The 15,403-nt window shown below is 52.3% G+C and carries 16 protein-coding genes; 4 read left to right on the forward strand and 12 right to left on the reverse strand.

Annotation, left to right across the window (positions count from 1 at the left end; genetic code table 11):
* The first annotated feature begins 13 nt into the window (after positions 1 to 13).
* From ACYVHX_RS16745 to ACYVHX_RS16760, 4 genes are all read left to right on the forward strand, one after another.
* Positions 14 to 1,093 (forward strand): glycosyltransferase family 4 protein, encoded by a 1,080-nt coding sequence (locus ACYVHX_RS16745; protein ID WP_460672812.1) that lies wholly within the window; start codon positions 14 to 16, stop codon positions 1,091 to 1,093.
* 57 nt (positions 1,094 to 1,150) lie between these two features.
* Positions 1,151 to 2,287 (forward strand): glycosyltransferase family 4 protein, encoded by a 1,137-nt coding sequence (locus tag ACYVHX_RS16750; protein WP_460672813.1) that lies wholly within the window; start codon positions 1,151 to 1,153, stop codon positions 2,285 to 2,287.
* Positions 2,288 to 2,575: 288 nt separating this feature from the next.
* Positions 2,576 to 3,913: an exopolysaccharide biosynthesis polyprenyl glycosylphosphotransferase gene (locus ACYVHX_RS16755; RefSeq protein ID WP_460672958.1), complete on the forward strand. Its 1,338-nt coding sequence runs from the start codon at positions 2,576 to 2,578 to the stop codon at positions 3,911 to 3,913.
* Positions 3,914 to 3,937: 24 nt separating this feature from the next.
* Complete coding sequence (locus ACYVHX_RS16760) at positions 3,938 to 5,425, forward strand: capsule assembly Wzi family protein (RefSeq protein WP_460672814.1); 1,488 nt, start codon at positions 3,938 to 3,940, stop codon at positions 5,423 to 5,425.
* 145 nt (positions 5,426 to 5,570) lie between these two features.
* On the opposite strand, the gene ACYVHX_RS16765 is transcribed toward ACYVHX_RS16760, so the two are convergent.
* The 12 genes from ACYVHX_RS16765 to ACYVHX_RS16820 form a co-directional block, all read right to left on the reverse strand.
* Positions 5,571 to 6,089, reverse strand: coding sequence for an NADH-quinone oxidoreductase subunit J family protein (locus ACYVHX_RS16765; RefSeq protein WP_460672815.1), 519 nt, complete (start codon positions 6,087 to 6,089; stop codon positions 5,571 to 5,573).
* A 76-nt stretch (positions 6,090 to 6,165) separates the two neighbouring features.
* Entirely contained in the window at positions 6,166 to 6,729 is a 564-nt protein-coding gene (locus ACYVHX_RS16770; RefSeq protein ID WP_460672816.1) for a NuoI/complex I 23 kDa subunit family protein, read from the reverse strand.
* Positions 6,730 to 6,747: 18 nt separating this feature from the next.
* Positions 6,748 to 7,899, reverse strand: coding sequence for an NADH-quinone oxidoreductase subunit NuoH (gene nuoH / locus ACYVHX_RS16775; protein WP_460672817.1), 1,152 nt, complete (start codon positions 7,897 to 7,899; stop codon positions 6,748 to 6,750).
* Between the two features lie 65 nt (positions 7,900 to 7,964).
* The gene (locus ACYVHX_RS16780) at positions 7,965 to 9,050 is read right to left on the reverse strand and encodes an NADH-quinone oxidoreductase subunit G (RefSeq protein ID WP_460672818.1); all 1,086 of its coding nucleotides are present in this window, start codon (positions 9,048 to 9,050) and stop codon (positions 7,965 to 7,967) included.
* Positions 9,051 to 9,109: 59 nt separating this feature from the next.
* Entirely contained in the window at positions 9,110 to 10,450 is a 1,341-nt protein-coding gene (gene nuoF / locus ACYVHX_RS16785) for an NADH-quinone oxidoreductase subunit NuoF (RefSeq protein ID WP_460672819.1), read from the reverse strand.
* Positions 10,451 to 10,499: 49 nt separating this feature from the next.
* Positions 10,500 to 11,519 (reverse strand): phytanoyl-CoA dioxygenase family protein, encoded by a 1,020-nt coding sequence (locus ACYVHX_RS16790; protein ID WP_460672820.1) that lies wholly within the window; start codon positions 11,517 to 11,519, stop codon positions 10,500 to 10,502.
* Positions 11,520 to 11,579: 60 nt separating this feature from the next.
* On the reverse strand, positions 11,580 to 12,077 hold the full coding sequence (gene nuoE, locus ACYVHX_RS16795; protein ID WP_460672821.1) for an NADH-quinone oxidoreductase subunit NuoE: 498 nt from the start codon (positions 12,075 to 12,077) through the stop codon (positions 11,580 to 11,582).
* A 43-nt stretch (positions 12,078 to 12,120) separates the two neighbouring features.
* Positions 12,121 to 12,390 (reverse strand): hypothetical protein, encoded by a 270-nt coding sequence (locus ACYVHX_RS16800; protein WP_460672822.1) that lies wholly within the window; start codon positions 12,388 to 12,390, stop codon positions 12,121 to 12,123.
* 28 nt (positions 12,391 to 12,418) lie between these two features.
* Positions 12,419 to 13,666: an NADH dehydrogenase (quinone) subunit D gene (nuoD, locus tag ACYVHX_RS16805; RefSeq protein ID WP_460672823.1), complete on the reverse strand. Its 1,248-nt coding sequence runs from the start codon at positions 13,664 to 13,666 to the stop codon at positions 12,419 to 12,421.
* Between the two features lie 77 nt (positions 13,667 to 13,743).
* Positions 13,744 to 14,247, reverse strand: coding sequence for an NADH-quinone oxidoreductase subunit C (locus ACYVHX_RS16810; RefSeq protein WP_460672824.1), 504 nt, complete (start codon positions 14,245 to 14,247; stop codon positions 13,744 to 13,746).
* 101 nt (positions 14,248 to 14,348) lie between these two features.
* Positions 14,349 to 14,894, reverse strand: a complete 546-nt coding sequence (locus tag ACYVHX_RS16815) for an NADH-quinone oxidoreductase subunit B (protein ID WP_460672825.1) — start codon at positions 14,892 to 14,894, stop codon at positions 14,349 to 14,351.
* A gap of 55 nt (positions 14,895 to 14,949) precedes the next feature.
* On the reverse strand, positions 14,950 to 15,321 hold the full coding sequence (locus ACYVHX_RS16820) for an NADH-quinone oxidoreductase subunit A (RefSeq protein WP_460672826.1): 372 nt from the start codon (positions 15,319 to 15,321) through the stop codon (positions 14,950 to 14,952).
* Positions 15,322 to 15,403: the final 82 nt, after the last annotated feature.

The raw sequence follows: 15,403 nt of genomic DNA on the forward strand, positions 1-15,403 counted from the left end.
ACTATAGTCTGTTATGAATCATAAATCTGTTGTTGTCAACGCCCGATTTCTGACCCAGCCCGTCACCGGAACCCAACGGGTAGGCATCGAACTCGGGTTGCGACTCAAGAATCTGCTACCGGATATTACGTTTTTAACGCCCCATAATATTCTTCAGAAAGACATTGCGAGTGAGTTAGGCGCGACAGTTTACGGGCGCAGCCGGGGGTATATCTGGGAACAGATCGAAATGCCGTTTTACCTCCAGAGTCAGGACAGCCCGCTGCTGCTGAATCTGTGCAACACGGCCCCGATTGTGTACGATAACAAGATTGTTACGGTCCTGGATCTGTCGTTTCACCGGCATCCCGAGTGGTTTTCCAGAAAATTCTCGTTACTGTATAACTTCACCATTCCGCGCATTGTCCGGAAGGCCCATAAAGTACTGACCATCAGCGAGTATTCCCTAAACGATCTGCACCGGTTTTACGACGTTCCGCGCTCGGCACTGGACATTATTTACCCCAGCATTTCGGATATTTTCCGGTATCCGCCCGTTATTAAAGGCGAAAACCCGTATGGCAAGTACATTCTGGCGGTTTCGTCGCTCGACCCCCGCAAGAATTTTAAAGGGCTGATTCAGGCCTTTCAACTGGCGAAGTTTCAGGACACCAAACTGGTGATTGTCGGCGCGGCCCACAAAGTGTTTGCCGATACGGGCCTGAAAGAAATGATTGAGCACGATCCGTCCATCATTTTTACGGGCTACCTCAGCGACGAGCAACTGGTCAATCTGTACCAGCACGCCCTGTTTTTTGCGTATCCGTCGTATTTTGAAGGGTTCGGGATTCCTCCGCTCGAAGCCATGGCCTGCGGTTGTCCCACGCTGGTATCCGACACCACGAGTCTGCCCGAAGTCTGCGCCGACGCCAGTGTGTACGTCGATCCGTACGACATTGGCAGCATCCGCGACGGCCTGGTCAAGCTTTACAGCGACGAATCGCTCCGCAACACGCTGGTCGAAAAAGGGCGCGAACGGGTCGAACGATTCAACTGGCAGCAATCGGCCAAAAAACTGGCCGGAATCATTACCGGATTAGACAGGAGAGGCTAGATAAGAGATTCGGGTCGTATTTGTCTTGCCTGCCCTCTTTTATCTCAACATAAAATCATGCTTGATACAAAGATCGCCCTGGTGCACGAATGGCTGGTTACGTTTGCCGGTTCGGAAAGTGTGGTCGAACAGATTCTGAGGCTGTATCCGCAGAGTGATCTGTTCACGCTGGTCGATTTTTTACCCGACGCGCAGCGCCCGCTCATCCAGAACAAAACCGCTACGACGAGTTTCATTCAGAAATTGCCGTGGGCCAAAAAGAAATACCGGTCGTATCTGCCGCTGATGCCGATGGCCGTCGAGCAGTTCGATCTCAGCGCTTACGACGTGGTGTTGTCGAGCAGCCACGCCGTCGCCAAGGGCGTGCTGACGGGCCCCAATCAGGTGCACATCTGCTATTGCCACTCGCCCATGCGCTACGCCTGGGATTTGTACCACCAGTACCTGAACGAGAGCGGGCTGAAAACCGGCTTGAGCGGAGCCGTTGCCAAGCTGATCCTGCACTACATCCGGCTCTGGGATTACCAGTCGGCGCAGCGGGTCGATTACTTCGTTGCCAACTCCCGTTACATTGCCCGGCGCATCCGAAAAGTCTACGGCCGGGACGCCGATGTGATCTATCCGCCGGTCAATACGCAGCAGTTTGCGCTGTGCCAGCAAAAGGAAAATTACTACCTGACGGCGTCGCGGATGGTGCCCTACAAAAAAATCAACCTGATTGTCGAAGCGTTTGCGGCCATGCCCGACAAACGGCTGGTGGTGGTGGGCGATGGTCCGGATTACGAAAAAATCAAACGGCTGGCCACGCCGAACATCGAACTGGTGGGTTATCAATCCAACGACGCGCTGGTTTCGTATATGCAAAAAGCCAAAGCCTTTGTGTTTGCCGCCGAAGAAGATTTCGGTATTACGCCCGTGGAAGCGCAGGCCTGCGGAACGCCGGTGCTGGCCTACGGAAAAGGCGGGGTGTTGGAATCAGTCGTTGATCAGAAAACCGGCTTGTTTTTCAACCAGCAGCGCGCCGATTCGCTTATTGAATGTGTTCAGCGATTCGACCGCAGTGCGGATCGGTTTGATCCGGTCAGTATTCATCAACACGCGCAGGGGTTCAGCAACGAGAACTTCCGCCGGGCCTTCGAACAGTATGTCACCAGTAAAGTTACTGAATGGCCTGGGCCCGGAAAAGCCATTTAACTATCTGATTATTAAATAGAACTATGTCAAGAAACAGAAAAACGATATGCCCTTAGGATAAATATTGTGCCATTTTTCAATAATTTTCTGTCGAATATCGTACAAATAAGATGAACTTCGGGTTATACTCTTTGGCGTGAAGCTCCTTATAATAAGTGTTTTTCATTGGTTACGAATTCATCGGGGGAACGGTTTAGTCAGTTTTAGCCTGCCCGTGCAGCGACCGTTCTAAACGAATTGCTTATGAAACACCGGTTTTCTTTTTTATTGCGGCCTTTTAGTGCGACGATGGATATCATCTTTCTGGATATCTGTTTCGCGCTTGCTTACCGGCTGAAATTTGGTACCATGGAATCCTTATTCGATGTACCATATGTTACCCTGTTCTGGTTCATCAACGCTGCCTGGTTCCTGATTTTATTACTGAATAAGCCGTATAATTTTTCCCGTCTGACGTTCACGATCCAGAATCTGCTGGTGGGTCTGGCCAAACTGATCGGGCTGCACATTGCCCTGGTTTCGGTTTTCTGGGTATTTACCAAAGGCGGTTTTTATTATTCACGTGAACACCTTATTCTGACGTATGTGTTGTTTCTGTGCGCCGGTTCGCTCTGGCGCGCGGTGGTGCTGATTCTGCTAAAAGTCTACCGGGCAATGGGTTACAACACCCGGCGGTTTGTCGTCGTCGGCTACGGCCCGCTTTCGCGCAGTATCCAGACGTTCTACCAGATGTACCCGGAAATTGGTTTTAAATTTTACGGGTATTTCGATAAACTGACGCCCGACAACGCGGCTGCACTCCGGGGCGATTACAGCTACCTGAAAGAATACATCATCCGGAACGAGATCGACTGTGTGTATTGCTGCCTGCCGTACATCGAAACCGAGCAGTTGCGCGACATCATGAATTTTTCGGAGGAAGCCAGCTACCAGGTCAAACTGATCGTGGATTTCAAAGGCTTTTTGACCAAAGGCGTGACCATTGAATACCACGACGTACAGCCGGTAATCAGCATGTCAACGCATTACCTCGACGATTTGCAGGTCAATGTGTTCAAACGAATCTTTGACATCGCGTTTTCGTCCAGCGTCCTGATGTTTGGCTCGCCGTTCTTCCTGGTTATTGCCCTGATCACCAAATTCAGCTCGCGAGGACCGGTTTTTTACTCGCAGGAACGGATCGGAAAATGGGGTCGCCCGTTTCATATTTACAAGTTTCGCAGCATGTATCCGGATGCCGAACGGAGTGGCCCGGCCCTTTCGACGGGCGATAACGACCACCGGATTACGCCCTGGGGGCAGTTCATGCGAAAAACCCGGCTCGACGAATTTCCGCAGTTTTACAACGTGTTGCGGGGCGATATGTCGGTGGTGGGTCCCCGCCCGGAACGGCAGTTTTTTATCAACCAGATCGTTGAAAAATCGCCGGAATACAAGTATCTGCTGATGGTGAAACCCGGTATTACCTCCATCGGACAAATCAAATTCGGCTATGCCGAAAATGTCGAAGAGATGGTCCAGCGGTTGTGGTATGACCTGGAATATCTTCAGAGTGTCTCGCTCTCAACCGACGTCTGGCTCATCGTTCAGACGGTCCGGGTCATGGTGCAGGGACGCGGCAAATAAATAGATTGGAGACGTTTTACAAGTATGAAAATAAAAGCCGGACTGGCATTTTTTGTAATAGTTTCGTGTTTCATCCATCCGGTTGTTGCTCAGCGCGCTTATTTCCCCAAAACAACCCGGTATGATCTGCAGGCAGGCGCCTACATTTCTTCAGGTGATCGCACACCGTTCTGGATGCGGGCCAATCAATTCGGCATCGTCCCCACCACCACGCCAGCCGCCACGGTTCGGGTCGGTATTTCGTCGGATTACGGAAAACCGGTTATCGACAGCGGCATTATTCAGCAGAAAAAGTTCGACTGGGGATACGGGGTCGAGGTGGTCGGCAACGTGGGAGGCAACTCGAAAATCCTGCTGCCCGAAGCCTACGTAAAAGCCCGCTACGGCAGTTTTGAATTCTACGCCGGGCGTCGGCGGACCGTCTACGGACTGATGGACACCACGCTGACTTCGGGCTCGTACGCCTGGTCGGGAAACGCCCTGCCCATTCCGGTCATTCAGATCGGAACCAATGGTTTCATTTCCGTTCCGCTGACCAATGATTTCCTGGCCGTTTATGCTTTCTACAACCACGGCTGGTTCGACAATAACCGCATTGTTACCAACTCGTACCTGCACCAGAAGGCCCTGTATGGGCGGCTCGGAAAACCGGGTTCGAAATTCAAGTTTTACGCCGGGATGAACCACCAGGTGCAATGGGGCGGTTATTCGGATAAAATATCGCCGGATTTTACCAACAACGGCCATTTGCCCACCGGTTTACGCAATTACTGGTTCGTGGTCACCTCGCACCGGAATTCCAACAAAATTGATACGACGCTGCCCAGCTTTGAAGAAAACCGGGTCGGTAATCACCTCGGCACGGTCGATCTGGCGCTGGAAGCGGATCTGGGCGATCTCAACGTGCTGCTCTACCGCCAGAGCCTTTACGACGACGGCTCGCTGTTTTACCTTACCAACATTCGCGACGGTTTGCAGGGCATCCGGTTTAAGAACAAACGAACCGAGCGCTCGTTTTTCTCGATCAACGAATTTCTGACCGAGTTTCTTTACACTAAAAATCAGGGCGGACCGATTTTCGAGATCAGCAATCCCGCCAAACGAGGGCGGGACAACTACTTCAACCACTCGCAGTACGTCGATGGCTGGACGTACGGAAACCGCACCATCGGTACTCCTTTTCTGACCGCGGGCAAAGACGTTCGGGCCGGGTTGCCCAACGGCGCCATTGGCAACAACCGGGTCAGCATGCTGCATTTCGGCCTGTCGGGGCTGATCGGGCGCGTTGAGTGGATGGGTAAACTGTCGTACAGCAGCAACATCGGCACCTACAACGAACCGTATCCCGAAACAAAGCAATGGTCTTCGCTGTTCAGCCTGACGGCGCCCGTTACGCTGGGCGGTCTGGGCGAATTTCAGATCAATGCCGCCGTGGCGTCGGATTATGGCTGGCTGCTTTATGATTCCGTCGGCGGTTACCTCGGCATCCGGAAAGTGATCTCGTCGCGCTAAGGCGGTTTTTTCCACCGAGCGGGCGAATTGGTTTCGGCGCAGACGCTAAACAATCCGAGGGTCGGAGCGCTTCTCTTCAGGAATAAAAAAGGGGATGTACTGCACGTACATCCCCTTTTTTTCAAACAGAAAGCTCTTTCCGGCCTTAATAGTGCCGGTCGCCCGGTTCGCGTTTGCCGAGCATAACGGCGCCCACCATGGCCACCAACAACAGGACGGAAGCCAGCTCGAACGGCAGCAGGTAATCTTTGTACAAAACAAGGCCTAAATTCTCGACCAGACCGACTTTTTCGTTGTAGGTCGAAGGATTGTAGGTCGTCATGGAAGCCGCCCGAAAAACCGCCACCATAACCACCAGCATCACCCCGCCCACTACCACCGCGGCCAGTTTTGTGATGGTAGTCTTTGATTCTTCATCTTCTTTCTTGAGGTTCAGAAACATGATGACGAACAGAAACAAGACCATGATGGCACCCGCGTAGACAATGATGTTGACAGCCGCCAGAAACTGGGCATTGAGCAGAATATAATGCCCTGACAGGGTGAAAAACGTCATAATCAGCGCCAGAACGCTGTGAATGGGGTTGCGGGCCGTCACCACAAACGAAGCGCTCAGAAGCGTGATGGCGGTTAATGCGTAGAATAAAATTTCGGTAGGCTTCATTTTTTAGCGTTTAAAGTCGCAGGTCTGAGGTTTAACGTTCGGCTTTAAACGCTACCCCTCAGACCTTAAACAAAAATTAGGTGGCTGATCGCGAATACGACGGTTCGGTGGGCGTGGCCTGAATGTCCGGGTTGGTACGGATGTAGCGGTCGTCCAGCTTTTCGACCAGCTGATCTTTGCCGTAAACAACCTGATCGCGTTCGGTGAAAATGGGAACCATCCGGTCGTGCCGCAGATAAACCGCCTGCTTCGGACATGCTTCTTCGCACAACCCGCAGAAGATACAGCGCAGCATATTGATTTCGTAAACCGCAGCGTATTTTTCTTCCCGGTACAGGTCCTCTTCGCCTTTTTTCCGCTCAGCCGCCACCATCGAAATGGCTTCGGCCGGACAGGCCACGGCGCAAAGTCCGCAGGCCGTACAACGCTCCCGACCTTCTTCGTCACGTTTCAGTACGTGGTGCCCGCGAAAAACCGGCCCCAGATACCGTTTCACTTCCGGGTACGGAACCGTGACCTTCTTGCCAAAAAAATGCTTTATCGTGATCGCCAGTCCCTGCGCAATGGCCGGAAGATACATCTTCTCGGCCAGCGTCATTTGCTTGTTACTGACTTCTTTAGATCGATTCGTAAGTTGCATAGTGAGTAGTAAACAGAATCAGGATCGCTGGGGTTGAACGACTTGTTTCGGTGCCCGCGCCGACGACACAACGGCCAGCACGGTTGCCACAATGACGATGACCCAACTGGCGTATTTTATATCGAACAATAGACCGAAACCCGTTACCACCACATTCAGAATGGACAGCGGGATGAAGCTTTTCCAGCCCAGGTTCATCAACTGATCATAGCGGAAACGCGGCAACGTCCAGCGAACCCACATGAAAAAGAAAATAAAGAAAAAGATTTTACCGAACAGCACGATTGTTCCAATCAGCGTTGCCAGGTTGTGACCGGTTGCCGCGCCCATTGAACCCGTCAGGGTTTCGCGTACCCAGTCCATGCCGGGATAATTGAAACCGCCGAAATAAAGCGACGAGATAATCGCCGACGATACGAACATGTTGATGTACTCGGCAAACAGATAAAAACCGAGTTTCATGGAACTGTATTCGGTGTGATACCCACCAACCAGCTCGGTTTCGCATTCGGGCAGATCGAACGGCGTCCGGTTGCATTCGGCAAACGCGCAGGTCAGGAAGATGATAAAGCCCAGCGGCTGGTTAAAGACGTTCCAGGCAAAACCGTGTTGCTGCTCCACAATGGACCGGATCGACAACGAACCCGTCATCATCAGAATGGCGATGATCGACAACCCAAAGGCAATTTCGTAGCTGATGTTCTGCGAAGCGGCCCGAATGGCACCCAGGAGCGAAAATTTGTTGTTCGACGCCCAGCCGCCGACCATCAGCCCGTAAACGCCCAGCGACACCACGCCGAAAATGTACAGAATACCGATGTTGATTTCGATGCCCTGCACCGGAACCAGCAGATCGTCGTACCGGATACTTTCGCCGAATGGAATGACGGCGCTCGACATCAGGGCCGTCAGAATCGCCAGACAGGGGCCCAGAATAAACAGCCATTTGTTGGCCTGTGAGGGAATAAAGTCTTCTTTAAAAAACATTTTCCCGGCATCGGCCAGTGGCTGGAACATACCGCCCGGCCCCGCGCGGTTTGGTCCGAAACGATCCTGGATAAAACCGGCCACCTTGCGTTCGGCCCAGGTTGAATACATGGCGATCACCAACGTCACGCCGAAAACGACGAGAATGATGATGGCTTTTATGATGAGTTCTGTCAGATTCATTTTGTTGAGGTATTAGAAAGAAGACAAGAGTTTAATGGAGTGAGCCTTTTTTCTCTGGTCTACATTCAGGGTTCGGGATCGTTGGCGTGGGGCAAAACCGGCGCAAACCGCTCCGGCGGCAATTGCTGAATTCCCAGTTGCGAAGTGTCCCGTTCTTCATCGACGTGCGTGTACGTTGCGGCCGCCAGTTTTTTCTGGAAATCCGGTTTGATTTCATCCCGGCGGTATTTATTCGCCGAAATCACCGAACTGCGCGACACTTTCGTCGGTCCTTCGATCACCCAGTCGCTGGTGTGTTTTTTCTCGAACCGGCAGGTGTTGCAGATGAATTCGGTCACCTCGTTCCATTCGTTCTTCCGCGCCGTTACCCGAATCACTTCATCCCCCCGGTACCAAACCGTTGTTTTGCCGGAACAGGTTGGGCAATCGCGGTGGGCATCAACCGGTTTCGTAAACCAGACCCGGTTTTTAAACCGGTAGGTTTTGTCGGTCAACGCGCCTACCGGACAAACGTCGATGACGTTCCCGGAAAAATCGTTGTCAATGGCTTTCTCGATATACGTTCCGATTTCGGCGGCATCGCCCCGGCCCAGGACGCCGTGCACGCGTTTTTGCGTGATCTGGTCGGCCGTAAACACACAACGGTAGCACAGAATGCAGCGCGTCATGTGCAACTGGATGTACGGGCCAATGTCCTGTTTGTCGAACGTCCGGCGCTCCTCTTCGTAGCGGGTCGTCGCCATACCGTGGTTAAAGGCAAAGTTCTGCAAATCGCATTCCCCGGCCTGGTCGCAAACCGGGCAGTCGAGCGGGTGGTTGATCAACAGAAACTCCACAATGGATTTGCGGGTCGAAAGAACCTGCTCGTTGGTCGAATTTTCAACCATCATCCCATCCTGCACGGGCGTAATGCACGAAGCCACCAGCTTGGGCATCGGGCGCGGGTCTTTGGCCGAACCGGCGGATACGCGCACCAGACAGGCCCGGCATTTACCACCACTTCCTTTCAACGGCTGGTAGTAGCACATGGCCGGTGGGGCCACATCGCCACCAATTTTCCGGGCGGCCTGTAAAATGGTCGTTCCCGGCTCCACTTCGACTTCAATCCCGTCGATGGTAACTTTGAATAACTGCGGTTTTATATCTTCCATTTAGCTATAACTCGTAGGTTACGATCAGCCTGAAAACAGTCTGCTGATCTCTCAATTGATTACACCAGCGCCATTTCGCCTTTAAAAACCGCACCCGGTTTGGTGGCTTCGCTGGGGTTGGTAATGTGCCATTCGAACTCGTCGCGGAAATGGCGGATCGCGCTCGCTACCGGCCAGGCTGCGGCATCGCCGAGCGGACAAATGGTGTTTCCTTCAATTTTCTTGGCCACATCGACCAGCAGATCAATGTCGCGCTGGTTGCCGTGACCGTATTCGATCCGGTGCAAGACCCGCTCCATCCAGCCGGTTCCTTCGCGGCACGGACTGCACTGGCCGCAGGATTCGTGGTGGTAAAACCGGGCGTAGTTCCAGGTGTTGCGAACGATGCAGGCCGTTTCGTCAAAGACAATAAAACCGCCCGAACCAAGCATGGTCCCCGTCTGAAAACCGCCTTCCGACAATGACTCGTACGACATCAGGCGTGGGTCGCCGTTGGCCAATTTCAGAATCAGGTTGGCGGGTAAAATCGGAACCGAGGAGCCCCCGGCCACGACGGCTTTCAAGTGATGTCCGCCGCGAATCCCCCCGCACCATTCGTCGGAGTAAATAAATTCTTCGACCGGAACGCCCAGTTCGATTTCGTAAACACCCGGTTTTTTGATGTGTCCCGAAGCCGAAATCAGTTTGGTGCCCGAACTCCGGCCGATGCCGATGGCTGCGTAGGCGTCACCCCCGTTGTTGATAATCCAGGAGGTCGTCGCAATGGACTCGACGTTGTTGACCACCGTTGGGGATTGGTAGAGCCCTTTGACGGCCGGGAAAGGCGGTTTGTTGCGCGGATTGCCGCGTTTACCTTCCAGCGATTCCAGCAGTGCGGTTTCTTCCCCACAGATGTAGGCTCCTCCGCCGGGCTGAACAATCAGCTCCAGATCATAGCCCGATCCCAGGATGTTTTTCCCCAGAAAACCGGCCGCTTTGGCTTCGGCGATGGCTTTTTCGAGGATGTGAATTACGTACATCAACTCGCCCCGCACGTAGATGAACGACTTGTTGGCACCCAGTGCGAAGCTCGAAATAATCATTCCTTCCACCAGCAGGTGCGGAATGTGTTTCATCAGGTAATGATCCTTAAACGTACCGGGTTCGGATTCGTCGGCATTACAGACCAGATACCGGGGAACGCCTTCCGGTTTTGCCAGAAAGCTCCATTTCATGCCCATCGGAAAACCGGCTCCACCGCGGCCCCGCACCCCCGACTTCTTAACCTCTTCCACCACGGCGTCGGGCGTCATGGTCCTGATCGCTTTCTCAACCGCCGTATACCCACCCTGTTTCCGGTATACATCGTACGTCTCGATTCCGGGAACGTTAATATGTTCGAGCAGAATTTTTTTGCCCATAGCTATAGTTCAAAAAGGGGTTGCCCCCGCATCGTGAGTCACAAATTATTTACTTCCATTCGTTGCCCGTCGTCATGATGTCCTCTTCGGCCAGATTCGTCGGGTTGGCGTAAATGGTAACGCCGTTGTGCAATTGTTCGATTGACTTCTCGCCTTCTTCGAAGCGGTGTTTCGGATACGAACGCAGCGTCGAATAATGGCAAACAAAGGATTTACGCGTTAATTCGGGTTTGTTAATCCGGCTGCCGCCGTGCGCCAGCGCCCCGTGCCAGAACAACACATCGCCTTTTTTCAGGAGCAATACGGTTTTTTCAATGCCGTTCTGGGCGCAAATTTTATCGAGGTACTTCGAGAATTCGTCGGGCGTGTAATACGAATCCTGTTCGCTGAACAGAATGCCGGTTCCAAAATTGAACTTCGGCAGCCGGTGCGAACCGGGGTAGTAAACCAGCGGGCCCGAATCCGGGCTGACATCTTCGAGCGGAATCCAGGCGGCTGCCAGGTGGCTGGCAATTTTCGAGCGCACCCAGGGGAAATCCTGGTGGGTGGCCTGCTGACTTCCGTATTTGAAAATGAGGCTCTGGAAAACCGTCGTTTTTTCGTTGAAAATCGCCTGCAAAAAGGTCGCAATGTGCGGGTGCGTCATCACTTTTTTGGCCGCGACCGAACTGCTGTGGTATTCGAGCAACCGCGAACCAATGCCTTTCAGTTTTTCTTTGGGAACGTTCTTGATCGGTGTTTCTTTTCCGTCGTTGAACTGATATACCAGCGATTTAAGCGAATACTTTTCGTTGTTTTCGACCATCTCCTCTACCTCCTGCCACAGCCCATCGACCCAGGCTACCGGAATGGCCTGTTCCAGAATGATGTACCCTTTATCGCGCCAGTCACGGAGCAGTTTGCCCAGATCGTACGGAAAACCGTTCGGCGTCTTAAACTTTTTAACAAAAGCGTCGATGTCGGCGTCGGACCGGTCAATCCAGGGAAGGGTTTCCGGCTCAAAATCCAGCGGCAGGTTTTTCATCCGGAACTTGGCCATCCGGTAAAACCGCCGAAGTCTATCTTTCAACTTACTTTCCATGCCTGTGTAACTTTTGAATTTAAGGGTATGTCAATAACCGGAATTTCCTCAGCGACTTAACTCTTCGATGATTTCGTCCACCTTTTCATTCGTCAGGTGCATATAGTATTTCTCCCGAATTTGAAAAACCGGTCCCATGCCACAAGCGGCCAGACATTCCACTTCTTTCAGCGTAAATTTCTGATCGACCGTGGTTTCGCCCGCCTGAATCCCGAGTTTCTGTTTCAGGTGATCGTACACTTCTTCGCCCCCCATGAGGCAGCAGGGACCCGTCCGGCAGTATTCGATTACGTGCTTGCCCACCGGATCGAGGTGGAACATGGTGTAAAACGTTGCCACCTCATACACCTCAATCGCCTGAATATCCAGCATCCGGGCCACGTAATCCATCACTTCCGGACTCAGCCAGCCCCATTGCTCCTGGGCCAGATGCAACAGGGGCAGCAACGCCGACTTCTGGCGACCTTCGGGATAACGGGCAATCATTTCCTGCGCTTTGGTTAGCCGCTCAGGGGTAAATTCTACGGTAGTTGGAGTTTCCGTCATATCGGTTTACAGCAGGTATTCGTCTTCAAAACTTCCTGCCACGTCAGCGGAGCAGGTTCAAATAGATCGTTCGCGACAAGTTCATTTTCGCTTTAGCCAGGGTGACTGCCTGGTCAAAACAGTTCTCCCAAATGCTTTCAATAAATGGCAGTTGGCTTTTAACGGCCCGCTGCTCCTGTTTCGACAGGCTGTCTTCCAGTTCATCAAGACCAGCCATAGCTTCTTCGTACTCGTTCTGCTCAATCAGTTTTCGGATTGTAACAACGGTTTCCGGGTACGAACTGCTTCTTGAATCCTGCCAGTCGGGTTTCATAAGCCCTCCGATCTTCCGCAATGGGTTTTTATGAATCCAATTCGCCCGCAATGACGTTCAGGCTACTCATAATGACAATGGCATCCGATAGGGTCGTTCCTACGCACATTTCTGGATAAGCCTGGTAATAAATAAACGAAGGCCGCCGGAAATGCAGCCGATAAGGTGCCCGTCCACCATCGCTGATCAGGTAAAAACCGAGTTCGCCGTTCCCTCCTTCGACGGAATGGTACACCTCGCCCACCGGCGCGTCAATCTCACCCATCACAATTTTAAAGTGATAAATCAGGGCTTCCATGTTGCGGTAGACTTCTTTCTTGGGCGGCAGGTAATATTCCGGCGCGTCGGCAAAGTAGGGGCCTTCCGGCAGGTTTTCCAGAGCTTGCTCGACAATCCGCAGACTCTGCCAGATTTCTTCATTCCGCACCATAAACCGGTCGTAGGTGTCGCCACTTTTGCCCACCGGAATGTCGAACTCAAAGTCCTGATACGACGAATACGGATTCATCACGCGCACATCATAGTCCACCCCGGCCGCCCGCAGGTTGGGCCCGGTAAAACCGTAGTTGAGCGCCCGTTCGGCGGAAATCGGCCCCACGTCGATGACGCGGTCCATAAAAATCCGGTTGCGGTTGAACAACTTCTCAAATTCGCGCATGATGGGCGGAAACCGCTTGATGAAGGCCCGGATTTTCCGGATTGCTTCGGCCGACAGATCGCGTTCCATCCCGCCGATGCGGCCCATGTTGGTCGTCAGTCGCGCTCCGCAAACTTCTTCGTAGATTTCGTAGATGTTTTCCCGTTCTTCGAAGAGGTACAAAAAACCGGTAAAAGCACCCGTATCCACACCCAGAATTCCGTTGCAGATCAGGTGATCGGCAATCCGGGCGAGTTCCATCATGATCACCCGGATGTATTCGGCCCGCTTCGGCACCGTAATGCCCAGCAATTTCTCGACGGTCATGTGCCAGCCGAAGTTGTTGATCGGCGACGAACAATAGTTCATCCGGTCGGTCAGCGTGGTAATCTGGTAAAAAGGCCGCCGTTCGGCAATTTTTTCAAACGCCCGGTGAATGTAGCCGATGGTCTGCTCGCCCGACACGATTTTTTCACCATCCATTTGCAGAATGTTCTGAAAAATACCGTGCGTCGCCGGGTGGGTAGGCCCGAGGTTCAGGGTCGTTAATTCGTTGACGTACTGGACCGATTCATCAGGCTTGGCCGGCAAATCCTGGCCCGGAACGTCTTTATTCGATATGTCGAGTACTGTGCTCATGTAGCTAAAGTGAATAAAGGAGAAAAGGAAAAAGGAGAGAAGGAAATGAAACCTTCATGCCGGAGCTCCTCCAAACCTTATCGTCCAAATAGGGCATCGATCTTATCTTCCCGCGTGGGGTCTTCAAGCGGGTATTGCTTCCGCATCGGAAAATAATCCATGTCTTCCATGTTCAGAATCCGCTTCAGTTTCGGATGGCCGTCGAAGATAACCCCGTAGAAATCGTACGTTTCGCGTTCCATCCAGTTGGCACTTTCATACAGGGTCGTCAGGGTCGGAATATGCAGATCATTCTCGGCCAGAAAAACCTTGATGCGAATCCGGAAATTGTTCATCAGACTATGAAGCTGGTATACAATGCAGAACTCCCGCTCCGGCTCCGGATCGTCAGGGTAATGAATTGCGCAAAGCGTTGTTAGAAAACCGATCTGGTAAATCGAGTGATCCCGCAGGTATTGAACGATCGGAATGATCTGTTCCCGCGTCGTCGACAGGGTCAGCATGCCGTACGGTTCATCAAAATCATAGACATTTTCCCCAAACTGGCGGATCAGATCTTTGGCAACTTCTTCGTTCGTCATGAAAAAAGATCGAATGGTCGGATGGCTGAAAACGGTCGGATGGTCATCACGGAAGCACTGTTTACCCGGTAACCATTGAAACCATTTTCAGCCATTTTTCATCATTGAATATTGTAAGACTCCAGCAAATGCTGGTATTCGGGTGAATTCCGCCGGCGCAGCGATTCGTTGATCGCCAGTTCCTGCACCTGCATCAGCCCGTCCAGAATCTGTTCCGGACGCGGTGGACAACCCGGTACGTAAACATCGACCGGAATAATCCGGTCGATTCCCTGCAAAACACTGTACGTATCAAAAATACCGCCACTCGACGCACAGGCTCCGATGGCAATGACCCAACGCGGTTCGGCCATCTGCAAATACACCTGCTTGACAACCGGGGCCATTTTCTTGGCGATGGTGCCCGCCACCAGCAAAACGTCGGCCTGACGGGGCGAAAAACTCGGGCGTTCGGCCCCAAACCGGGCAATATCATACCGCGACGCCATGGTCGACATAAACTCGATGCCACAACAGGAGGTCGCAAACGGCAAAGGCCAGAGCGAGTTTGCCCGGGCCAGCCCAATTATTTTATCAAATGAAGTCGCCTGAAAACCCGCACCGCTGTAACTGTCGGGAGCTTCGGCTATTTTAATGTCGCTTGCCATAGTGTTCGGTTGTTTGTTGATAACAACAGATAAACATTTAATCCTGAGTTTCAGTTTACTCCCACTTCAAAACTCCTTTCTTCAGGATGTAATAAAAACCGGCCAGCAGTAAACCCATAAACAGAACCATCTCGACAAAGCCGGCCACTCCCAGACTTTTGAAGTTGACGGCCCAGGGATACATGAAAATCACTTCCACATCAAACAACACGAAGAGAATGGCAATCAGGAAGTATTTGATGGAAATCGGGGTCCGGGCGTCGCCCTCCGACGGAATGCCGCACTCGAATGCCGCGTCTTTTTTCTGGCTTTTTCGCTTCGGCCCGATGTTGTGCGTGACAATCATCGTCGTCACGATAAATCCCAGCGCCAGTCCTAACTGAATAAAAACCGGCAAATAATCTGAAGGCAAATAGGTTATATTCATAGAAGCTATAGAAAGCACGCAAGTTAGTGATATTTCAAACACGAAATTATCCCTCAAATTTACCACATAAGCCTGGATTTAT

The sequence above is a fragment of the Larkinella ripae genome (assembly GCF_054780775.1).